The following is a 20,284-nucleotide window of genomic DNA, read 5'->3' as shown; positions in this document are numbered from 1 at the left end:
CGAAACGTTCGGTCGCTTCCGCGCCGCAGAACCCACTGCTTTCCGAGGCGCGTCCAGAGGTCCGACCGCTGACATCGTGCGGATATTAATACCTAATATGTTATCAGGACTCATTATCTCTTTCCACGAAGGGTTAATACGGGGTTCCGGGCTATCGAGGGTCAATATGGCAAGCGATCGCGACACCATGAAAGACGTCTCGCACACAGCACCGAACGACACGTCCGCCGACGGCGTCTGGGAGCGAGGACGGGGAGCCGTCGAGGAAGAGGAAGAAGAGGAGTAACGCCGACCGCCGTTTCTCGCCGGACGTACCGGCGTCGATCAGCCCTCGACCGAAGAGCCGCGCGGCCGTGTCGCCTTCCCCGTTTTTGCCGTCCTCGCCGCTTCCCCGTGTTCGCTGTCTCCGTCGCCCTCCTCCCGGACCGTTCTCGCGGTTGATACCCGCGGGCGTGGGTTTAACCCGGCCGACGGCGGAGCCGTGCGCATGATCGAGGTGTCGGGCCTGCGGAAGACCTACGGCGACTTCGCGGCCGTCGTGGACAGCGACTTCGCCGTCGACGACGGCGAGGTGTTCGGGATCGTCGGCCCGAACGGGGCCGGCAAGACGACGACGCTCAAGGTGGTCGCCGGCCTCGTCGAGCCGACCGACGGCGACGTGACCGTCGCCGGGTTCGACGCCGCGGACCCCGAGATGCGCCGGCACCTCGGGTTCCTCCCCGAAGAGTCGCCGCTGTACGAGGAGATGACCGCGCTGTCGTACCTCCGCTTCTTCGCCGACCTCTACGACGTGCCCGGCGAGGTCGCCGACGAGCGGATCGGCGCCGCGCTCGACCGCCTCGAACTCGACCACCGCGAGCGCCGCCTCGGCGACGTCTCGAAGGGCATGAAACGGAAGGTCGCCATCGCCCGCTCGCTGGTCAACGACCCGGACGTGCTGGTGTACGACGAGCCGGCCTCCGGGCTCGACCCCGTGACGACGAACTCGGTGCTGGCGTTCACCCGCGAGCTCCGCGAGACGGGCAAGACGGTCGTCTTCTCGGCGCACAACCTCTACCACGTCGAGTCGGTCTGCGACCGCGTGGTGGTGATGAACGAGGGGCGGATCGTCGCCCGCGGGAGCGTCGACGGGATCCGCGAGCGACACGGCGAGACGACCTACCGCGTGTTCACCGACGCGGAGCCGGCCGCGACGCCCGCGCTCGACGACCTCGACGCGGCGACCGAGGAGGTCGGGGACCGGTACCGGACGGCGGTCCCGAGCATGGACGCCGTCGCGGCCGTCCGCGAGGCCGTCGCCGACGTCGGCGGCGAGGTCGTCGACATCCGGAGCCGCGAGCCGAGCCTGGAGGACGTGTTCCTCGACATCGTCGGCCGGCCGATGCCCGGGCGGTACACCGTGGGCGGCGGTGCGGACGGACTGAGCGACGGCGACGACGGCAGCTCGGACAGGGGGACCGACAGCGACCGCGACTCCGACGAGACGAGCGACGACGACGCGAACGCGTCGGAGGGCGGTGAGGAGACGACCCCCGCGACGGCGACGGAGGCGACCGAGTGACCGACCGGCTGCGCCGCGTCGGCCGACGGCTCGCGGTCGCCGGCCGCCGCGTCTTCCGCGTGGCCAGGTGGGAGTCCGCCCGCGCCTCGGGCGGCGTGGACCGCCGGACGCTCGCGGCCGGAGTCGCTCTGCTCCTCGTCGCCGGCGGCGTCGTGGGGGTCGGCGTGGCCACCGGCGTCGCCGGCCTCGACGTCGACCAGAACGTGTACCGGGTGGGGGTCGACGCCGAGTCGCCGTACGCGGAGGCGATCGAGGAAGCCCCCTCGTTGCGCCCGGTGCCAGCCGGGACCGCGTCGCTCGGCGACTCCGCCGACGCGGTCGTGGTGACCGTGGTGCGACCCGGAGCGGGCGACGACCGCGCGATCGACGGCGCGGACGTCGAGGAGGTGGTCGTCCGCGCGAGCGACACGCGGAAGGGAGAGGCGGCGGCCGCGTCGGTCCGCGAGGCCGTCGAGTCGCACAACGAACGGCTGATGCGCGCCGAGCCGAACCGCACGGCCGCCTTCCCGGTCGTCGTCACGCTTCGGTACGTCGGCCGGACGACCGGCTTCGACGACGGCGCGACCCTCGGCGGGGGCGACGGGGAGTCTGGCGGCGGCGCAGGCGACGGTGGCGGCGAGTCGGGCGGCGGGTCAGATGACGGTGACGGGCCGGACGGCGGCGCAGGCGACGGCGGCGACGGCTCGGACGACGCGGGCTCCGTCGCGGACGGAAGCGCGTCCGGCGAGGACGGCGGCTTCGCTGTCCCCTCCATCGGCGGCGCGGCGTTCGGCGCGGACACGGTCGGCTCGCCCGGGTCGATCACGCCGCCGTTCCCGTTCACCTCGCTGCTCTTGGCGTTCGTCTTCCTCGTGCCGATGAACTTCCTGATCCAGGCGTACGGTTCCTCTATCCTCGACGAGCGGACGAACCGGCGGGGAGAGCCGCTGCTCGTCACGCCGCTGTCACCGGCCGAGATCGTCGCCGGTAAGACGCTGCCGTACGCGGCGGCCGCCGCGGTCGTCACGACCCTCATCGCCCTCCTCGTCGGCGGCGGGCCGCTCTCCGTGGTCGCGGTGGCGCCTGTCGCGGCGACGTTCCTCGGGGCCACCTTCGTCGGCGCGATGTTCGCGCGCTCGTTCAAGGAGCTCACCTTCGTCACGGTGGGGGTGAGCGTCCTCCTGACCACCTACGCGTTCGTGCCGGCGATCTTCACGAACGTGACGCCCGTCGCGCTCGTCTCGCCGCTGACGCTCGTCGTCTTCGACCTCCAGGGCGAGGCCGTCTCGGCCGGCGAGGTCCTCTTCTCGACCGCGCCGATGGCGGTCGGCGCCGCCCTCCTCTTCGGCCTCGGCCTCGGCGTCTACCGCGAGGAGGACATGTTCTCGCAGAAGCCGGTGACGCGGAAGTTCCTCGACGCGCTCGCGGTCCGGCTCTCACCGGTGCCGGCGGACGCCGGCCTCCTCACGCGAGACCGGTTCCGCGCGCTCGCCCGCGTCGCGTTCCTCACCGCCTGTACGATCCCGTTCGTGTTCGTCGCGGAGCTCCTGGCCGTCGCGGTGCTGTTCGCGCTCCCGGTCACCGTGTCGATTCCGGTGCTGCTCGTGACCATCGCGTTCATCGAGGAGGTCGCGAAGAGCGTCGGCCTCTACGCCGGCTTCGAGCGCGGCGTCTTCGCCCGAACCGCCGAAACCGACGGGGAAGGGACCCTCGGCGTCGCGCTCGCGGTCGGCGCCGCCTCGGGGACCGGCTTCTTCCTCGCGGAGAAGGCCACTGCGGTCGTCCAGGCGGTCGGGCTCACCGACCTCTTCCTCGGCCGCGCCGCCTTCGCGGACGTGGCCGGCCTCTCTGGGCTGCCGCCGCTCGCGCTGGCGGCGCTGTTCCTCGCGCCGCTCGTCCTCCACGTCGCGACCACGGGGGTCGCGAGCCTCGGCGCGAGCCGGGGCCGGACCGCCTACGCGCTGGCGCTGACGCTGGCGACGCTCGGCCACGCCGCGTACAACGTCGGGGTGGTGAGCCTTGGATAGCCGCCTGACGATCGCCGGGCGGGAGATAGCCGGGCTGCGCGCCGAGAAGACGATCCTGCTGGCGATCGGGATCCAGCTGTTCATCGCGATGTTCTCGTCGTTCCTCGTCGTCGGGCTCGTCTCGATGTACGACCCGGGCTCGCTCGACGGGGCGCAGATCGAGGTCGCGGGCGCCGGCGACGCGGTCGACGACTTGGAGCGCGCCGCGAGCGAGGTGCCGGGCGCCACGGTCACGCCGTACGAGGACGCGAGCGCCGCCCGGAGCGCCTTCGAGCGGAACGCGGCCGACGCGGTGGTGGTCGCGACCCGCACGGAGGACGGGCGGGTGTCGGCCGCCGTCACCGCCCCCGACACCACCGTGGAGACGACGGTGATCGTGGTACAGCTGCGCGAGCTGTTGCGGACCTACGAGCTGAACGAGCGCGACGCCCGCGCATCGTACCTTCAGGAGTCGCCGCTGCCGCTGCCCGACCGCAGCGACACCAGCCCGTACTTCACGTTCACCTACACGGTGTTGATCCCCCTCCTCGTCTTCCTCCCGGTGTTCATCTCGGGGTCGCTCGTGGTCGACTCGATCACGGAGGAGCTGGATCGGGGGACGATGGAGCTGCTCCGGGTCGCGCCGGTCACGCTCGCGGAGATCGTCGACGGGAAGGCGATCGCGGCGATCGGGATCGCGCCCGGCCAGGCGCTGATATGGCTCCTGCTGTTGGAGGCGAACGGCACGTCGGTCGCGAACGTCGGCCCGATCTTGGCGCTGATGACCGCGCTGACGACGCTCGTCGTCTCGGTCGCGGTCGGCATCGCGGCGGTCGCGCCCGACCGGCGGGCGGCCCAGCTGCTCTACTCGGTCGCCGTCCTCGTGCTGTTCGGCGGCGCGACGGCGATGGCCGGCGGCCCCGCGAACGCGGTGGCGCGGCTCGCCATCGACAGCGCGGGCGCGGCGACGGGCGTCCTGGTGATCGCGTACGCCGCCATCGCCGCGACCGCGTACCTCGGCGTCCGCCGCGTCGTTGCGCTCGAGGGGTTCGCTCGCTGAGGAGATCGGCCGCTCGTCGATCGGGCAGTGGGGGGGTCGCCCCGCGCCTACCGACCGAACCCGTCACCGAGCCCCTTCGCGGTCGGGAGCCGCCAGCCGCGGGCGACGGCGACGAGCCGGAGCCCGACCGTCACCGCCGCGCAGGCCGCGGCCACGACCCCCGAGGGGCCGCCGAGGACGCCGACCAGCCAGTATGCGATCCCGCCGAGCACGGCGCAGCTCGCGTAAAAGTCCTCGAAGAGGATGAACGGGGACCGGTCGAGGAGGATGTCGGCGAGCGCGCCGCCGCCGACGGCGTTGATCGTGGCGACGGCCACGACGCCGAACGCGGACACGCCGGCGTCCGTCGCGACGATGGCGCCGGTCGTGGCGAAGGCGGCGAGGCCCACGGCGTCGGCGACGAGCGTCACCGGGTGCTCGTCCGGGCTGGCGAGCCACGCGCTCAGCCCGACCGCGAGCGCGACGCCGAGCAGTCCGAGGAGTATCTCGACCGGCGAGCGCAGCGCCAGCGGGACGCGCGCGACGAGGAGGTCGCGGGTGACGCCGCCCGCGAACGCCATCGCCAGCCCCACCACCGCGACGCCGAAGAGGTCGAACTCCTCGCGGACCGCCTTGCTCGCCCCGACGAGGGCGAACGCGACGAGGCCGACCGTGTTCATGACCGCGAACGGGTCGCCGAAGAGGGTCGCGAGGACGCCCCCGGTCATCCGCCGAACGCCCCGAGGCTGGACTGGAGCTCGCGCTCCGGCACCGCGTCGGTCAGCTCGTACCCCACGAGGTCGCGCGCGTCGACCGCGTACGTCGAGCCGCCGCGGTCGAGCACCAGCACGCGCCCCTTCCAGCCGCGGACGGTCCCCGCGGCCATCGTCTCGGCGACGGGGCGCTCGTCGAGGTCGAGCCCGTAGTCGAACGCGAACCGCTCGATCGGGTCGAACCGGTCGAGGAGCGCCTCCCAGGCGGCCTCGTCGACCGCCCGCCCGAACCCGTCGAGCTTCGTCGGGACGCGGACCCGGTCGACGAGGTCGTCGCCGGCGGCCAGCTCGGCCTCCACCTCGCGGGCGATCCGGCCGTTCGGGAAGGTGCGGATATGGGCCGCGCGGTCGGCGCCCTGCTCGCGGAGGCGAGTCCCGAGGCGCCACTCGCGGGTGACGCCGACCTTCAGCACGTCCGGCGCGAACGCGGCGAGGTACATCGCGTGCGACTCGTGGCAGTCCATCTCGTCTTTCAGGCACGTGCCGGTACACCGCGCGCACACCCAGACCCCCGAGTGCTCGTCGCAGTACGGGGCGTCCGCCGCGTCGCAGGACACGTGGTCGCCCTCGTGGACCGTCCCCGCGCAGCGGCGCTCGCCGAGGCCGAAGGCGAGCTCGGTCCCGGGGCTCGCGTCCACGAAGTCGACGGTCCCGCCGCTCGCGACGTAGAGCCCGCCGCCGATCGGTCCGCTCGCCGCGGCGGTCGAATCCGCGTCCCCGTCGGACTCCGGCGGGCCGCTCGCGGCGTCCGTCTCGTAGCCGACGACCTGCACGCCGCGAGGTAGGGAGAGGCGGGGCTTATAGCCGTCGTCGGCCGGTCCGCTCGCCGCCTTCCGAGGGTCCCGGGACGCGGCCGCCGAGGTATTTTACCCGCGGGCGTCGCAGACGCCCCCATGCTCGACGCGACGCTCGCGACGGCGGCGATCGACGACGGGTTGACCCTCTCGCTGCGGATCGAGAACGCGGGGTCGACGCCGGTCACGCTCGACTTCCGGACCGGGCAGCGCGCGGAGTTCACCGCGTACCCGGCGGCCGAGGTCGATTCCGACGCCGACGGGGAGGACGCCGACCCGGTCTGGCGCTACGGCGCGAACCGGATGTTCACGCAGGCGCTCGGGAGCGAGACCGTCGCGCCCGGCGAAGCGGTCGGCTACGAGGCGACGTGGCGGCGGCCGCCCTCGGGCACCTACCGGATCGTCGGCGAGGCGGCGGCGACGGGCCGCGACGTGCGCGCGGCGGCGGTCGTCACCGTGCCGTGACCGCGCCCGCTCCGACCGGACTGTATAAGTGAGGCCCGCGCGCTCCCTCGGACATGCGCACGGCAGCCCTCCCCCCGGTCGTCGCCGCGGTCGTCGCGGTCGCGATCAGCGGGACCAGGCGCCTCTCGCCGATCCTCCTCGAATCGCCGGTCGCGCTCCCGTCGGCCGAGACGCTCTCGACGTACCTCGTGAGCGCCCGGTTCACGGCGTTCCTGCTGGTGTACGGAGTGCTGTTCGGGACCGCCCTCCTCGCCGGACTGCGCGACGGCGACACCTCCGCCACGTCGACCGCGCTGGCGACCGGCGCGAGCGCGACCGTCGCCTTCCTGCTCGGGTCGGTCGCCGTCTTCTGGTACCTCGGTCCGGACCGCGGCCCCGTCGTCACCGCGGTGTTCGCGCTCGGCGCGAGCCTCGGCGTCGGGGTCCAGTTCGCGGTCGTCGCGTACGCCGGGGTCGCGCTCGGGGCGCAGCGCGGCGCGGGGCCGAGCCCGATCGTCCCCTGATCGCGTCCGGCGGGGCGCTCGCGCGGTTACGACGCGTCCGACTCCGGCCCGTGGACCGCGCGGTCGACCGCGGCCGCCAACGCCTCCCGAGCCCGGTGGCTGGCCTCGGCGTCGGTCTCGACCTCGACGAGGTGCGACCCCGGCGCCTCGTGGGCCCGGGCGACGGCGGCCGTCACGTCCTCCGCGACCGCCGCCGCGCGCTCCGCGGGGTGGTCGCCGCGGCCGGCGAGCGCGTCCGGGCGGGCGTCGATCCGCTCGTACGCGAGGCCGTGGAGCGCCGCGAGCGGCTCGAAGTCGAGCCCGTGCGGCGTCTTGAACGACTCGGTGAACGGCGGCTCGAACGACTCGATCGGCAGCTTGTGGAAGATGCCGCCGCCGTCGTTGTTGACCGCGACGACCGTGACGTCGACGTCGCAGCGGTCGGCCGCGAGCAGCCCGTTCGAGTCGTGGTACAGCGCGAGGTCGCCGACGACGAGCGTGAGGTCGTCCGTCGTCCCGCTGCCCGCGCCGAGCGCGCTGGAGACGATGCCGTCGATGCCCGAGACGCCGCGGTTGCCGAGCGCGGTGACGTTCGCGGTCGTCGCCCCGACGAACCGGTCGAGGTCGCGGACGGGCATCGAGTTCGAGACGAACAGCGTCGCCGGGTCTGGGAGCGCGTCCGCGACCGCGCGGACGGCGTCGCCCTCGTGGAACGCCGCGCCGGTCGCGTCGGTCGCGGCCGAATCCCCGCTCGCTTCTTCCTCGCGGGCGTGGATCGCCTGCGCGACGCGGTCCGCCTCCTCCCACTGCGCGCGCCAGCCGCCGTCTCCGCCCCCGCCCGCGACGAGCCGCGAGAGGCGGGCGCAGAGCCGGCTCGGCTCGGCGACGACGAGGTCGGTCGCGGCGAACTCGGCCTCGCGCCAGCCGCCGGCGGGATCGACCTGGTACTGGGCGGCGTCGGTCCCGGCGAGGTACTTCCGGAGCCGCTTCGAGGTCGGCGAGGCGCCGAGCCGGAAGACGAGGTCGGGGTCGCTCCAGCCCTCCGGCCCGTCGCCGGCGAGGTCGGCCGACAGGTAGGCGTCGTAGTTACCGATCACCGGCGCGACGCGCGTGTGGCCGCCGTACCGGAGCCCGGAGAGGGGATCGGACAGCACGGGGAACCCGGTCGCGTGCGCGAGCGCCGTGACCGACTCCGAGTCGATCCCCGGCGGGTCGGCGGGGCCGGCGACGATCAGCCCGCGGTCCGCGTCGCCCAGTTCGGCCGCGAGCGCGCGCAACTCGTCGTCGCCGGGCTCCGGCGCGCCGGGCGTCACGTCGACGTAGGGGCCGTCGCGGCCGTGTTCGGCGGCTTCCGGGAGGTCGTCCGGCACGTCGTCCGGGACCGGCGTCGGCTCCAGCGGCTTCGCGAACGGGACGTTGAGGTGGACCGGTCCCGGTTCGGCGCCCTCGGCGGCCCCGACCGCGCGCGCCACGGTAGTCCGGAGCGACCGGAGCGCTCGGTCGTTCGCGGCCGGCTCGGGGAGGTCCTTGTAGAACCGGACGGCGTCGCCGTACAGCTTCTCCTGGTCCGCGGTCTGGTTCGCGCCGGAGTCGCGCAGCTCCGGCGGCCGGTCGGCGGTGAGCGCGAGGAGCGGGACGCGCGCCTCGCTCGCCTCCATCACGGCCGGGTGGTAGTTGGCGGCGGCGGTGCCAGAGGTACAGATCAGCGGCGTCACGCGGCCGGTCCGGCGGGCGCGGCCGAGCGCGAAGTACGCGGCGGAGCGCTCGTCGAGCTGTGAGAACACGCGGAGCTCCTCGTGGCCCGCGGCGGCGACGGTCAGCGGCGTCGAGCGGCTGCCCGGCGAGGCGACGACGGCGTCGACGCCCGCGGCGACGAGCTCGTCGACGAGCGCGGTCGCCCACAGGACGTTCCGGTTCGGCGCGGTCATTACCGCCGCTTCGGGCGCCGACCTAAATACTCCGGCGGGTTCGACCGAGCGGCGGTGGCGTGCGGGGTCGACGGCGGAGTCACTCCGACTCCCGCCCGGTCACCTTCCGGATACACGAGGAGCCGAACGGCCCGAGTTCGCCGGCGTCGAGCTCGACGAAGTGGCCCGTCGAAATCGAGGCCCCGCACCGCCGGCACTCGAAGTCGCCCTCGCGGGCGACGACCTGGCTGTCGTACTCGACGTAGGTCCCGCCCGTGCGGACGCGGAGCCGGGCGCCCTCGCGGTCGATGACGCCGCGCTTCTCGGCCGCGTCGAGGACGTCGCGGGTGAGCGCCGGCCTGGTCGTGATCGTCTCGATCCGGTCGACCGCGGCGGCGAGGTCGATCTCCTCGCGTTCGAGGTGGGCCAGCAGCTCGACGCCGAGCTCCAGTTTCTCGTCGCGGGTCCGCGGCTCCGTCACGGGCGGCGTGACGGCGCGAGCCGTCTTAAGTTGGCCGGACGGCGGTCGGCGTCTCGCCGTCTCCCCTGCGCGGCGAGGAAGTGCGAGCGGCGAGCGGGACCTCGGAACCGGCAGATTCACGTCCGCCGCCCGACACTTCGAGACGTGGCTCGATCCCGCGACCGCTCCCGCCGCCGCCCCGCCTACCGGCGGCGCCCGAACGAGTTCTACTGGCTGTGGATCGCGGCGACCGCGACGTACGGCGTCGGCGACATCGTCTCCACCGTCGCCTTCCTCCGATACGTGCCGACGATCGAAGAGGCGAACCCCGTGGTGCGGTTCGCGCTGGAGTCGTTCGGGCTCTCCGGGCTCGTCGCGCTGAAGATCGCCGTCTACCTCGTGATGCTCTGGATCAGCGTCGAGGGCGCGCGAGACGGGGACGGCCTGCTGTACTACTTCCCGCCGGTGTTGCTCACGGCGACGGGGACGTACCTCACCGCGAGCAACCTGCGGCTGCTGTGGCTCTCCTGACCTCGCCGCCGGGCCTCGCGGTCGCCCCGACCGACACGGACTTTCCCGCGCGGCGCCGATCCGGCGCATGCTCTCTGACACCCCCGGGCTCCACCACGTCACGGGGATCGTCGGCGACCCCGGTGCCGCAGCCGACTTCTACGGCGAGACGCTCGGCCTCCGCCTGCTCCGCCGGACGGTGAACTGCGAGGACCGCCTCCAGTACCACCTCTACTTATGCGACGCGACCGGCTCGCCGAGCTCCGCCTTCACGGTCTTCCCCGACCCGAACGCCGACCCCGGGCGGATCGGGAAGCCCGGCTACGAGACCGTCGCCTTCGCGGTGCCGCCGGACTCGCTCGGCTACTGGCGCGACCGGCTCGCCGACCGCGGCGTCGAGGCGGCGACGGGGCACGCGACGGAGCTCTATCTCCCCTCGCGGTTCGCGGAGGACCGCGAGGTGATCGAGTCGCAGCTGCCGCGGTTCGACGACCCCGAGTCGGGGACCGCGGAGGAATGAGCCGGCGGATTCGCGGCGTCGACGGGCCGCACGCGGCCGCGACGCTCGTGACCGGCGGCGCGCCCGTCGCGGCCGCCGAGGTCGCGGTCGTGCTGGTCCACGGCCGCGGCGGCACCGCCGAGGGGCTCGTCAGGCTCGCGGACGAGTTCTACCGCTCGGGCGCGACCCTCCTCGCGCCCGGCGCGGTCCGGTCGACGTGGTTCCCGGCGCCGCACGAGGCCGCGCTGTCGGCCAACGAGCCCGCACTAACTTCGGCGGTCGACTGCGTCGCGGCCGCGGCCGACATCTCGCGCGACGCCGGCGTCCCGCCTGAACGCGTCGTCCTCGCCGGGGTCTCGCAGGGCGGCGCGGTCGTCGCCGAGTTCCTGCGCCGCCGACCTGACCGGTACGGGGGTGCGTTCGTCGTCTCGGCCGCCCTGCCGGGCGACGACCTCGACTCGCGGGCGCTCGAAGCGACCGAGGGCGCCGAGGGCGGCGGCACCGGTGACGACGGGGACGACGGCGGCGGACCGCTCGCCGGGACCCCCGTCGCGCTCGACAGCAGCGAGGACGGCCCGTACGTGCCCGCCGAGCGCGTCCGAGCGACCGCGCACGTCTTCGAGCGGGCCGGCGCGGCGGTCGAGTGCCGCATCGGCCCGGGTGACGGCCACGGGCTCTCGGACGCGACGATGGACCGGATCGGCGAGCGGATCGCGGGACTGCTCGACGAGGACTGAGGCGTCGCACCGTCGAACCGCCCGGCGCGACCCGGTCGGTCCCGAACGTGTTCGCGCCGCCCGACATGCGGCTGCGGCGTCGACGGTCGAGCGATGTCCGAACTCGACGTCAGAGAGATTCCGCCGAACGAGCGGCACGACCGGATCCACGAGGCGTTCGGCGACCTGGAGCCGGGCGAGTCGCTCACGATCGTCAACGACCACGACCCGAAGCCGCTCTACTACGAGCTGTCGGCCGAGGTCCCCGCGTTCGACGACGAGGCGTACGCGGTCGAGCGCGAGGGTTCCGAGCGGTTCGTCGCGGAACTGCCGAAGGCCGAAGGCGGAGCCGAGCCGGAGGCGGTCCGGATCGCCGACCTCGACGGCGAACCCCACGCCCGGGCGTTCCCCGGCGCGGAGCCGAAGACGGTTCGGCTCTCGCTGGACGCCGGCGAATCGGCGGCGGAGCACGACCACCCGGACCGGACGGTGCTGTTCAACGCGCTGACTGGCGCCTTCGACGTCGCGCTCGACGGCGAGCCTCACCGCGTTGAGGCCGGCGAACTGCTCCGCTTCGAGGGCGATCGGACGGTGAAGCCGACCGCGCGCGAGGACGCCACCGCGCTGATCGTGCTGGCGCCGCGGGGGGAAGCGTAGGCGACGCGCGGTTTCGATGACCGACCGCCCCGGAGCGGACGACGTTCGCTCCGAACATGTTCGTCGGAATTCCCGCACGGCGAGTCGGCGCGCAGGGCGTTACAACTACCGACCGCGAACGAAGACCCACATGACGGACGACACGACACTCGATCGGCGACGATTCGTACAGGCCACGACCGCCGCGGGCGCGACGCTCCTTCTCGCCGGCTGTTCCGGCGGGAGCGACGGTGGCGACGGCGGCGACGGCGGCTCGGGCGGAAGCGACGGCTCGGGCGGAAGCGACGGCTCCGGCGGCAGTTCCGGTGACGGCGGGGACGGCGGCGACGGCGGCGACACACAGTACCTCAGCAAGGAGCCCGACTACGGCGGCTGGTTAGAGGGTGCGAACAACTACGACCAGACCGTCGACGCCACCGGACAGGACGAGGTTACGGTCTCGGTCGGAGCGGGGGACGGACTCTCTTTCGGCCCGGCCGCCGTGGCGGTGAGCACCGGGACCACCGTCGTCTGGGAGTGGACCGGAAAGGGCGGCGGCCACAACGTCGCTGCCGACTCGGGCGCGTTCGAGAGCGAGACGGTCACCGAGGAGGGCCACACCTTCGAGTACACCTTCGAGGAGACGGGAACGTTCACCTACGAGTGTACCCCCCACTCGTCGGTCGGCATGAAGGGCGCCGTCGTCGTTCGGTGACGCCGCGGTGCGGCTGAACCGCGCCCGGGACGCCGACGCGACGCGGACACCTTTTTTCGAAAACACCTTTCGAGCAGGGAACCGACCGCGTTCTCACGTCCTCGGAACGCGGTCGGCGTCCGCCGAACGTGTTCGCGCGCTTCCAACCGCACAGCAAGCCGCTCGACGACCTATATACCGAACCCCGCAACGTCCGCCTGTCGCGAGGGAATCGCCGCTCGCGGATCTACCCATGTCGAACGACACACAGCGGTCCACGGACGCGGGGGAATCGGGCGACCAGACGACCGACTCGACGGACGGGTTCGACTCCATGCTCCCCGGCGTCCGTCGCCGCGACTTCATGAAGGCAGGCGCCGCTGCGGGGGGCCTCAGCGGGCTGGCGGGCTGTACCAGCATCCTGAGCGAGGACGACGTCCAGGGGACGGCCTCGGCGAGCGGGGTCGACAACTCCGTACCGCCGGGCGAACACGACGAGTACTACGCGCTGCTCTCCGGCGGGCAGGCCGGCGACGTCCGCGTCTACGGGCTCCCGTCCATGCGCGAACTCATCCGCATCCCGGTGTTCAACCGGGACGCCTCGCGCGGCTACGGCTTCGACGACGAGAGCAAGCAGATGCTCGAAGACGCCGGCGGGTACACGTGGGGCGACACCCACCACCCGCGGATCAGTCAGACCGACGGCGACTACGACGGCCGGTTCGCGTACGTCAACGACAAGGCGAACGGGCGGATGGCCCGGATCGACCTGACGTACTTCGAGACGGACGCCATCGTCAACATCCCGAACCAGCAGGGCACCCACGGCGCCTGCGCGCAGCTGCCGGACACCGACCTCATCTTCGGCGTCGGCGAGTTCCGGACGCCGGTCCCCAACGACGGGAGCGGGAACCTCGAAGACCCCGACTCCTACGGCTCCGTCCTCGCCGCGATCAACCCCGAGAGCATGAACGTCGAGTGGGAGGTCCTCATCGACGGCAACATGGACAACGGGGACGGGAGCAAGGAGGGCCGGTACTTTTTCACGAGCGCCTACAACACCGAGGAGGCCGCGACCGAGTCCGGGATGACCCGGGCCGACCGCGACGACGTGAAGGCGTTCGACATCCCGCGGATCGAGGCTGCCGTCGAGGCCGGCAACTACGAGATGCTGAACGGGGTCCCGGTCGTCGACGGGCGGAAGGACAGCCCGCTCAACCAGGGCGACGAGCCCATCGTCCACTACATCCCGACGCCGAAGAGCCCGCACGGCGTGAGCGTCACCCCGGACAACGAGTACGTGATCGTCAGCGGGAAGCTCGACCCGACGGCGTCGGTGATCGACATCGACAAGATCGACGAGGTCGACGACCCGACCGACGCCATCGTCGGCCAGCCGAAGCTCGGCCTCGGCCCGCTCCACACCGCCTACGACGGCCGCGGCCACGCGTACACGACGCTGTTCATCGACTCGCAGGTCGTCAAGTGGGACATCGAGGAGGCGGTCGAGGCCGAGGCGCGTTCCGAGAGCCCGGTGATCGAGAAGATCGACGTCCACTACAACCCCGGGCACCTCATCGCCGCGGAGTCGTACACGGAGGACCCGGCTGGCGACTGGCTGGTCTCGCTGAACAAGCTCTCGAAGGACCGGTTCCTCCCGGTCGGCCCGCAGCACCCGGAGAACGACCAGCTGATCTACATCGGCGACGACGAGAACGGGATGGAGCTGGTGAAGGACTCGCCGGCGCAGGCCGAGCCGCACGACGCGTCGATCTGCCACAAGTCGAAGATCGACCCGAAGGAGGTGTACGACCCCGAGGACCTCGAACTCAGCCACACCGCCGAGGGCGAGTCCACGATGGAGCGCGTCTCCGAGGACCGCGTGGAGATCGAGATGTACTCCACCCGGAACCACTACGGGTTCCAGGAGATGGTCGTCCGGGAGGGCGACGAGGTGGAGATGCAGGTGACGAACATCGAGACCACGAGCGACATGCTACACTCGGTGGCGATCCCCGACCACGACGTCCACATGCGGGTCGCGCCTCAGGAGACGCGTAAGGCGACGTTCACCGCCGACGACCCCGGTGTCTACTGGGTCTACTGCGCGCACTTCTGCAGCGCGTTGCACTTAGAGATGCGCTCGCGGCTCATCGTCAAACCGGAGGAGTGACGCCATGAGTTCGTCGCTCACGCGGCTGACCGAGATCCGACGCGCGCTCCCGCTGGCAGCGGCGGCGCTGCTCGTCGGCGCGCTGCTGGTCCCGGTGTGGAAGATCACGCTGACTGCGCCGCAGTACCCCGGTCAGGAGCTGCTCATCGAGCTGTACGCGTACCCGCGCCTGGGCGGCGACTTCGCCGAGGTACAGGGGCTCAACAAGTACGCCGGCTTCCACTACCCCGACCCGGTGTTCATCGACCCGAACTACGCCGTCAGCGAGGCCGCGATCGACGTGCCCGAGTGGCTGCTCGGGCCGGTCGTGTTCGTCTCCCTCTCGCTCACGGGGGCGTTCGTCGCGTTCGCGCCGACGGCCCGCAAGCTGAAGGCCGGGCTCACGGCCCAGCTCGTCGGGACGGTCACTGTCTTCGTCGGGATGTTCGCGTTCATCCAGTACCGGCTCTACCAGGCCGGCCACTCGCTGGACCCGGACGCGCCGCTCCGGGGCATCGAGTCGTTCACGCCGCCGCTGCTGGGGCCGTACGAGGTGGCGAACATCTCCGGCTTCGCGTGGTTCGGCCCCGGCGGGTACATGACCGTCCTCGCGGTCCTGTTGCTCGCCACCGCGTACCTCGCGCGCGACATCGAGGCGACCGTGGACGAACTGCCGGCGCTCGCCCGCGCGCTCCCCGGAGCGGTCCGCGACCGCGTCGGTGGGGGAGCGGCCGCCGACCGAGACCGCGACGTCGACGGGGGCGACCATGTCGGGTGACCGCCTCGAAGTCGGCTTCCTCGCGGCCGCCTGCGCCGCGGCCGCCGTCGCGGTCGCCCTCGGCGTCGCGCTCCCGGTCGCCGGCGCTGGCGGCGCCGCAGACGCGAGCGCCCCGGTCGCCCCGTCGAACGCCTCCGACGCCCCCGGGCTCGACGTGGCCACGGACTTCGCCGCGACGGGCGTGACCGCGCCCGAGCGCGACGGGACTGCGACGGTCGACGGCGAGTCCTTCGCGTCGGCGCAGGCCGCGGTCGACGCCGCCGACCCCGGTGAGACGGTCGTCCTCGACGGCCGGTTCGACGAGCGCGTCAACGCGAGCGTCGACGGCCTGCGACTCGTCGCGAGCGCGGACGGCGCCGTGATCGACGGCGGCGGCGAGGGGCGCGTGCTCACCCTGAGCGGCGAGAACGTTACCCTCTCCGGCGTGTGGGTCCGCGGCTCCGGGAGCGACCTCGGCACCGAGGACGCCGGCGTCTTCGTCGCGGGCGACCGCGCCCGGATCGAGTCGGTCCGGATCGCCGACACGGCGTACGGGATCTGGGTCGACGGCGCCGACGAGGCCGTCATCGAGGACGTGCGGATCGACGGCCGGGAGGACGTGTACCCGGTCACCGACCGCGGCAACGGGATCCACCTGTTCGAGACGCGCGGGACCGTCGTCCGCGACACCGAGATCACGCGCACCCGCGACGGCATATACTTCTCATGGGCGACGGACGTGCTCGCCGAGAACAACACGATCCGCCACACGCGGTACGGCGTCCACTACATGTACTCGGACGACAACCGCCTCGTGGACAACGTCGCGGCCGACAACGGCGTCGGCTACGCGCTGATGGTGAGCGAGGGGCTGACCGTCCGGAACAACACGGCCCTACGCAACGACGGCGGCAGCGGCCACGGGATACTGGCGAAGGACATCGAGGACTCGGCGATCGCCGGCAACCGCCTCGTCGCGAACCGGAACGGGCTCTACCTCTACAACGCGCAGGGGAACCGGCTCGTCGACAACCTGATCTACCGGAACGGGATCGGGATCCACAGCGCTGCTGTGAGCAACAACGCGGTCGTCGCGGGCAACAGCTTCGTCCGCAACGGTCGGGCGGCCAAGACGGCGCGGAACTCGCTCGTCGCCTGGAACGGCACCGAGCGGGGCAACTACTGGTCGGGCGCGCGGACGGCCGACCGCGACGGCGACGGCGTCAGCGAGATCCGCCACCGACCGATCGGGATCGTCGAGAACCTCGTGGACGAGACGCCGCAGGCGGCCGTGTTCGCGAACAGCCCGGCGTTCGAGGCGGTGCGGCTGGCCGAGAGCTCCTTCCCGGTGATCGAGACGCCGGGCGTCGTCGACCGCCGCCCCCTCGTCGAGCCGAACCACGACTGGCGCGCCTACGAGCCGACCGGCGAGGCCCGCGCCGCGAACCGAACCGCCGACACGGAGGACACACCATGAGAATCGACGCGACCGACGTGCGGAAGGCGTACGGGGACGTGACCGCCCTCGACGGGCTCTCGCTGTCGGTCCCGAGCGGCTCGACGTTCGGGATCATCGGCACCAACGGGGCCGGTAAGTCGACGCTGTTCCGGCTGCTCGTCGGCCACGACAGGCCGGACGCCGGGACCGTCAGCGTCGGCGGCACCGACGTGACCGAGGACGGGCGGCGGATCCGCGAGCGCGTCGGCTACCTCCCCGAGCACGTCGGGTTCCCGGACGGGCTCACCGGCCGCGAGGTCCTCGGCGTCCACCGGGCGACGCGCGGCCTCCCGACGGACGGCCGGACCGCCGAGGCGATAGCGCGGGTCGGGCTGACCGCGGACGAGGCCGACCGCCGGGTCTCGGGCTACTCGAACGGCATGCAGCGCCGGCTCGGCTTGGCGACGGTGCTGTTGCCCGACCCCGACGTGCTGATCCTCGACGAGCCGACGGCGGGGCTCGACCCCCGCGGCGTCGACGAGTTCCACGCCATCGTCGAGGAGATAACGAGGGAGACGGACGCGACGGTCGTGTTCTGCTCGCACGTGCTGGGAGAGGCCGAGCGGCTCTGCGACCGCGTCGCCGTCCTCCACGACGGACGGGTCCGCGCGTCGGGGCCCGTCGATGAGCTCGCCGCGGGGGTGAGCGAGGCGGCGCCGGCCGCGACCGACGCGGGAGCGACTTGCGAGACCGGCCGGGACGCCGGCGGGCTCCGCGCGGCGTTCCGCCGGGCGGTCGGCGACGACGCGGCGCGCCGCGCCGCGACCGATGCCGAGGAGGTGGCGCCATGAGCGACCCGACGAAGCGGGCCGAGGAGGGCGACGCCGAGACCCGTCCGGACGGCGGGCACGCGGACGCGGCGGCCGCCGTTGGGGCGTTCGACGCCGACGCGGACGTCGAGTCCGACGACTCGTCGGCGTCGACGGCGACCGTCGCGGCGACAGAGACGGAGGCGAACGACGGCGTCCGCGGGGCGCTGCGTCACGTCTTCGTCGTCGCGGTCACCGAGTACCGGCTGGCGGTCCGGAGCCGGTGGGCGCTCGCGCTGACCGCGCTGTTCGTCGTGTTCGGCGGGGTGATGCTGACGTTCAGCGGCTCCGCCGTCGGACCGGCGGGCGCCGAGCGCGTCGTCGCGTCGCTGACGAGCCTCGCCGCGTACCTCGTCCCGCTCGCGGCGCTCGCCTTGGGCTACGACGCGATCGTGGGCCGCGAGGACGAGGGGTGGCTCGCGGTCGTGTTCTCGCTGCCGGTCCGGCGGAGCGAAGTCGTCGCCGGGACGTACCTCGGGCGGCTGGCGGTGCTGGCCGGCGCGACGCTCCTCGGCTTCGGCTTCAGCGGCGCCCTGATCGTCCGCGAGTTCGGGGTCGCCGAATTGCCCGCGTTCCTCGGGTTCCTCGGTGGCGCCGTCGGCGCCGGCGCCGCGTTCCTCGCGCTCGCGCTGCTGCTGTCGACCGTCGCCCGCGAGAAGACCCACGCGCTCGGCGCGGCGCTGCTCGCGTGGGTGTGGTTCGTGCTGGGCCACGACCTGCTCGCGCTCGGCGTCGTGGCGGCCGCGGAACTCCCCGACGCCGCGCTGTCGGCGCTGGTCCTGTCGAACCCGGTGAGCGCGTTCCGGGTGCTCGTGTTGTCGGGGCTCGGCACGACCGCGGGCGGCGGCTTCACCGCCGTCCTCGCCGGGAGCGGGCTGTCGGCGGCCGCGCTGGCGGCGTCGCTCGTCGCGTGGTGCGTCGTCCCGGTCGCGGCCGCGGGCGTGCTCGTCCGCCGGCGGCGGCTCTGAGGAGCGTCGGTCGGCCCGTAATTCTCCACTCCGGTGGAACTTTCCGACCCACGGCTGGAATTGACCACGATGCCCTCCGAAGCGGACGAACAACTCGAATCGATCCGCCGTCTCCTATTGAGCGTCGTGTTGCTGCTCGGAGTCGGAGTCGCGGCGCTCGGCGACATCGCCGTGGCGGTCCGCGGCTACGAGACTTTGATACCGACCGTTGCCCGCGCAACCGGAATCGTGAGTGTGATCGTGGTCATCGTACAGATATTCTCGGGGTGATTCCGGACCGAGCCGGAGGACACTGACTGACCGGAAGGAACTCGAAGTCAGCCGGTCACTGAATCCGCTCGATCCCGTCGTCCTCGGGCGACTCGAAGTCGACCGGGCGCCGCGGGAGGTCGTCGACGAACTCCCGGACGATGGTGCGCTCGACGCGCTGGAGCACCTCGCTACACGTGGACTTCGCGATGCCGACGTGATCGGCCACCTCGGTGAGCGTACACTCGCGCGGCACGTCGTAGTAGCCGCGGTCGACCGCCTCGAAGAGGACCTCGCGCTGGCGCTCCGTGAGCGACCCGCCGGGGTTCACGCGCTGTTGGACGTACTCGACCTCGAAGTCGGCGCCCACGTCGCGGAGGGCGTCGCCGAACTTCGCGACGCGCTCGTGGTCGCCCGTCACGTCGACGCGGGCGACGCCGTCGCGGATCTCGACCGGCATCTCGATGGGGACGCCGGCCCGCCGCGCGACCGTCTGGAGCAGCGGGACGAGCGCCTCGACCTGGACGGTCACCATGCCCTCGTCCTCTGCCATCACCGACGAGTGCGTGATCGTGTCGTGGTCGTCGATGGCGTCGAGGATCGGGTCGGTGTCGTCGGCGGTGATCCGGACCAGCGCGAACCCGGCGCCGTCGTCGGGGGTCGCGGTCATCACCTGGAACCGCGCGTCCGGGAACTCCCGCGAGACGTCGCCCACCCACGGGCCGTCCGGGATGTCCACGCGGAGGCGTGCCTGTGCCATGCGCGCCCGTTCGGCGCCGGGGTGGAAGTACCTTCGGCTCCGCGCTCGCCGGAACATGTTCGCCACAAACGACCCGTGGATCAGGTTCGTCGATCGACACATGAGCGCCGAACCCGGCGATTCAGCAGCGGTCGAACGGGCGGTGGCCGAGCGGACGGAGGCGCCGACCGAGGGGGAGACGGTCGTCCTCGACGTGCGAAACCTCGGCCCGCCGAAGCCGCTGCGCGAGACGCTCGAACGCGTCGAAAGGCTCGGCGACGGCGACGTGCTGGTACAGTACAACGACCGGAGCCCGCAGTTCCTCTTCCCGCGCTTAGAGGACCGCGGGTACGCCTACGCCGCGGTCGAGACGGACGCGACGGAGGCGACCGTCACGGCGATATGGCCGACCGACCGCGAGAAGGGTCTTTCGGACGATCGGGCCGGCGAAGACGACGCGACCGCGACCTGAGCGGCCGCTGCCGGTGTCGACTACCGTCTCCGGAGCGCGCGCTGCCCTCGCCGGACGCGACGCCGATTCCGCCCGCCGAGAGCGCGGGGGAACACGTTCGGGAACGGCCCCAAACGGAT

Annotated in this window: 21 protein-coding genes and 1 pseudogene; 17 read left to right on the top strand and 5 right to left on the bottom strand. The window is 72.6% G+C overall.

What is annotated here, in order from left to right; translation table 11 throughout:
• Nucleotides 1-487 precede the first annotated feature (487 nt).
• The 3 genes from EXE50_RS02620 to EXE50_RS02610 are packed head-to-tail and all read left to right on the top strand — an operon-like array spanning nt 488 to nt 4,606.
• Nucleotides 488-1,561 carry an ABC transporter ATP-binding protein gene (locus EXE50_RS02620; protein ID WP_137704289.1) on the top strand — a complete coding sequence of 358 codons (1,074 nt, stop codon included), beginning with the start codon at nt 488-490 and terminating at the stop codon, nt 1,559-1,561.
• Nucleotides 1,558-3,567 (top strand): ABC transporter permease, encoded by a 2,010-nt coding sequence (locus tag EXE50_RS02615; protein ID WP_137704288.1) that lies wholly within the window; start codon nt 1,558-1,560, stop codon nt 3,565-3,567. Before EXE50_RS02620 ends, EXE50_RS02615 begins: the two co-directional genes overlap by 4 nt.
• Nucleotides 3,560-4,606, top strand: a complete 1,047-nt coding sequence (locus EXE50_RS02610; protein ID WP_137704287.1) for an ABC transporter permease — start codon at nt 3,560-3,562, stop codon at nt 4,604-4,606. Before EXE50_RS02615 ends, EXE50_RS02610 begins: the two co-directional genes overlap by 8 nt.
• A 47-nt stretch (nt 4,607-4,653) precedes the next feature.
• Here the strand turns inward: EXE50_RS02610 and EXE50_RS02605 are convergent, their stop codons facing one another.
• Both EXE50_RS02605 and EXE50_RS02600 read right to left on the bottom strand, forming a co-directional pair.
• Nucleotides 4,654-5,313: a trimeric intracellular cation channel family protein gene (locus EXE50_RS02605; RefSeq protein ID WP_137704286.1), complete on the bottom strand. Its 660-nt coding sequence runs from the start codon at nt 5,311-5,313 to the stop codon at nt 4,654-4,656.
• Nucleotides 5,310-6,131, bottom strand: coding sequence for a DUF2797 domain-containing protein (locus tag EXE50_RS02600; protein ID WP_199236354.1), 822 nt, complete (start codon nt 6,129-6,131; stop codon nt 5,310-5,312). The genes EXE50_RS02605 and EXE50_RS02600 overlap by 4 nt, the downstream gene beginning before the upstream one ends.
• A 120-nt stretch (nt 6,132-6,251) precedes the next feature.
• Here EXE50_RS02600 and EXE50_RS02595 point away from each other — a divergent pair, with 120 nt between their 5' ends.
• Together EXE50_RS02595 and EXE50_RS02590 are read left to right on the top strand one after the other, a co-directional pair.
• Entirely contained in the window at nt 6,252-6,617 is a 366-nt protein-coding gene (locus EXE50_RS02595; RefSeq protein WP_053771153.1) for a BsuPI-related putative proteinase inhibitor, read from the top strand.
• A 53-nt stretch (nt 6,618-6,670) separates the two neighbouring features.
• Nucleotides 6,671-7,120 (top strand): hypothetical protein, encoded by a 450-nt coding sequence (locus EXE50_RS02590; protein ID WP_137704285.1) that lies wholly within the window; start codon nt 6,671-6,673, stop codon nt 7,118-7,120.
• A 26-nt stretch (nt 7,121-7,146) separates the two neighbouring features.
• Here the strand turns inward: EXE50_RS02590 and menD are convergent, their stop codons facing one another.
• Both menD and EXE50_RS02580 read right to left on the bottom strand, forming a co-directional pair.
• Complete coding sequence (menD, locus tag EXE50_RS02585; RefSeq protein ID WP_137704284.1) at nt 7,147-9,027, bottom strand: 2-succinyl-5-enolpyruvyl-6-hydroxy-3-cyclohexene-1-carboxylic-acid synthase; 1,881 nt, start codon at nt 9,025-9,027, stop codon at nt 7,147-7,149.
• 79 nt (nt 9,028-9,106) lie between these two features.
• Nucleotides 9,107-9,487, bottom strand: coding sequence for a DUF5830 family protein (locus tag EXE50_RS02580; RefSeq protein ID WP_137704283.1), 381 nt, complete (start codon nt 9,485-9,487; stop codon nt 9,107-9,109).
• 144 nt (nt 9,488-9,631) lie between these two features.
• Here EXE50_RS02580 and EXE50_RS02575 point away from each other — a divergent pair, with 144 nt between their 5' ends.
• From EXE50_RS02575 to EXE50_RS02525, 11 genes and pseudogenes are all read left to right on the top strand, one after another.
• The gene (locus tag EXE50_RS02575; protein ID WP_121599333.1) at nt 9,632-9,997 is read left to right on the top strand and encodes a hypothetical protein; all 366 of its coding nucleotides are present in this window, start codon (nt 9,632-9,634) and stop codon (nt 9,995-9,997) included.
• A 67-nt stretch (nt 9,998-10,064) separates the two neighbouring features.
• Nucleotides 10,065-10,493 (top strand): annotated as a pseudogene (locus EXE50_RS02570) (VOC family protein); the annotation flags it as partial.
• A complete protein-coding gene (locus EXE50_RS02565) occupies nt 10,493-11,212 on the top strand; it encodes an alpha/beta hydrolase (RefSeq protein ID WP_137704357.1) in 720 nt (239 codons plus the stop codon). The pseudogene EXE50_RS02570 and the gene EXE50_RS02565, both read left to right, overlap by 1 nt.
• Before the next feature lie 93 nt (nt 11,213-11,305).
• Complete coding sequence (locus EXE50_RS02560) at nt 11,306-11,848, top strand: DUF2249 domain-containing protein (protein WP_137704282.1); 543 nt, start codon at nt 11,306-11,308, stop codon at nt 11,846-11,848.
• Nucleotides 11,849-11,978: 130 nt separating this feature from the next.
• Nucleotides 11,979-12,542 (top strand): halocyanin domain-containing protein, encoded by a 564-nt coding sequence (locus EXE50_RS02555; protein ID WP_121599331.1) that lies wholly within the window; start codon nt 11,979-11,981, stop codon nt 12,540-12,542.
• Between the two features lie 232 nt (nt 12,543-12,774).
• Nucleotides 12,775-14,694 carry a TAT-dependent nitrous-oxide reductase gene (gene nosZ / locus EXE50_RS02550; protein ID WP_121599330.1) on the top strand — a complete coding sequence of 640 codons (1,920 nt, stop codon included), beginning with the start codon at nt 12,775-12,777 and terminating at the stop codon, nt 14,692-14,694.
• 4 nt (nt 14,695-14,698) lie between these two features.
• Nucleotides 14,699-15,451: a hypothetical protein gene (locus EXE50_RS02545; RefSeq protein ID WP_137704281.1), complete on the top strand. Its 753-nt coding sequence runs from the start codon at nt 14,699-14,701 to the stop codon at nt 15,449-15,451.
• Nucleotides 15,441-16,907, top strand: coding sequence for a nitrous oxide reductase family maturation protein NosD (gene nosD, locus EXE50_RS02540; protein ID WP_137704280.1), 1,467 nt, complete (start codon nt 15,441-15,443; stop codon nt 16,905-16,907). Before EXE50_RS02545 ends, nosD begins: the two co-directional genes overlap by 11 nt.
• On the top strand, nt 16,904-17,719 hold the full coding sequence (locus tag EXE50_RS02535) for an ABC transporter ATP-binding protein (RefSeq protein WP_121599328.1): 816 nt from the start codon (nt 16,904-16,906) through the stop codon (nt 17,717-17,719). Before nosD ends, EXE50_RS02535 begins: the two co-directional genes overlap by 4 nt.
• The gene (locus EXE50_RS02530) at nt 17,716-18,705 is read left to right on the top strand and encodes an ABC transporter permease (RefSeq protein ID WP_121599327.1); all 990 of its coding nucleotides are present in this window, start codon (nt 17,716-17,718) and stop codon (nt 18,703-18,705) included. The genes EXE50_RS02535 and EXE50_RS02530 overlap by 4 nt, the downstream gene beginning before the upstream one ends.
• Before the next feature lie 69 nt (nt 18,706-18,774).
• Complete coding sequence (locus EXE50_RS02525) at nt 18,775-18,975, top strand: hypothetical protein (RefSeq protein ID WP_121599326.1); 201 nt, start codon at nt 18,775-18,777, stop codon at nt 18,973-18,975.
• Nucleotides 18,976-19,030: 55 nt separating this feature from the next.
• Here EXE50_RS02525 and EXE50_RS02520 read toward each other — a convergent pair whose 3' ends face one another.
• A complete protein-coding gene (locus EXE50_RS02520; protein ID WP_137704279.1) occupies nt 19,031-19,771 on the bottom strand; it encodes a helix-turn-helix domain-containing protein in 741 nt (246 codons plus the stop codon).
• 43 nt (nt 19,772-19,814) lie between these two features.
• Here EXE50_RS02520 and EXE50_RS02515 point away from each other — a divergent pair, with 43 nt between their 5' ends.
• The gene (locus tag EXE50_RS02515) at nt 19,815-20,165 is read left to right on the top strand and encodes a DUF2249 domain-containing protein (RefSeq protein WP_241982615.1); all 351 of its coding nucleotides are present in this window, start codon (nt 19,815-19,817) and stop codon (nt 20,163-20,165) included.
• Nucleotides 20,166-20,284 lie beyond the last annotated feature (119 nt).

Origin of the sequence: Halorubrum sp. ARQ200 (assembly GCF_005435115.1) — an archaeon.
Lineage (GTDB): Archaea > Halobacteriota > Halobacteria > Halobacteriales > Haloferacaceae > Halorubrum > Halorubrum tropicale.
The sequence above is the reverse complement of the archived record's forward strand: the minus strand, read 5'-3'. Positions and strand labels throughout refer to the sequence as shown.

Excerpts from the sequence above, each read along its gene's own strand:
- EXE50_RS02620 (WP_137704289.1), top strand. The coding sequence starts at position 488 with ATGATCGAGGTGTCGGGCCTGCGGAAGACCTACGGCGACTTCGCGGCC.
- EXE50_RS02605 (WP_137704286.1), bottom strand. The coding sequence starts at position 5,313 with ATGACCGGGGGCGTCCTCGCGACCCTCTTCGGCGACCCGTTCGCGGTC.
- EXE50_RS02595 (WP_053771153.1), top strand. The coding sequence starts at position 6,252 with ATGCTCGACGCGACGCTCGCGACGGCGGCGATCGACGACGGGTTGACC.
- EXE50_RS02590 (WP_137704285.1), top strand. The coding sequence starts at position 6,671 with ATGCGCACGGCAGCCCTCCCCCCGGTCGTCGCCGCGGTCGTCGCGGTC.
- menD (WP_137704284.1), bottom strand. The coding sequence starts at position 9,027 with ATGACCGCGCCGAACCGGAACGTCCTGTGGGCGACCGCGCTCGTCGAC.
- EXE50_RS02565 (WP_137704357.1), top strand. The coding sequence starts at position 10,493 with ATGAGCCGGCGGATTCGCGGCGTCGACGGGCCGCACGCGGCCGCGACG.
- EXE50_RS02560 (WP_137704282.1), top strand. The coding sequence starts at position 11,306 with ATGTCCGAACTCGACGTCAGAGAGATTCCGCCGAACGAGCGGCACGAC.
- EXE50_RS02555 (WP_121599331.1), top strand. The coding sequence starts at position 11,979 with ATGACGGACGACACGACACTCGATCGGCGACGATTCGTACAGGCCACG.
- nosZ (WP_121599330.1), top strand. The coding sequence starts at position 12,775 with ATGTCGAACGACACACAGCGGTCCACGGACGCGGGGGAATCGGGCGAC.
- EXE50_RS02545 (WP_137704281.1), top strand. The coding sequence starts at position 14,699 with ATGAGTTCGTCGCTCACGCGGCTGACCGAGATCCGACGCGCGCTCCCG.
- nosD (WP_137704280.1), top strand. The coding sequence starts at position 15,441 with ATGTCGGGTGACCGCCTCGAAGTCGGCTTCCTCGCGGCCGCCTGCGCC.
- EXE50_RS02535 (WP_121599328.1), top strand. The coding sequence starts at position 16,904 with ATGAGAATCGACGCGACCGACGTGCGGAAGGCGTACGGGGACGTGACC.
- EXE50_RS02530 (WP_121599327.1), top strand. The coding sequence starts at position 17,716 with ATGAGCGACCCGACGAAGCGGGCCGAGGAGGGCGACGCCGAGACCCGT.
- EXE50_RS02525 (WP_121599326.1), top strand. The coding sequence starts at position 18,775 with ATGCCCTCCGAAGCGGACGAACAACTCGAATCGATCCGCCGTCTCCTA.
- EXE50_RS02520 (WP_137704279.1), bottom strand. The coding sequence starts at position 19,771 with ATGTTCCGGCGAGCGCGGAGCCGAAGGTACTTCCACCCCGGCGCCGAA.
- EXE50_RS02515 (WP_241982615.1), top strand. The coding sequence starts at position 19,815 with ATGAGCGCCGAACCCGGCGATTCAGCAGCGGTCGAACGGGCGGTGGCC.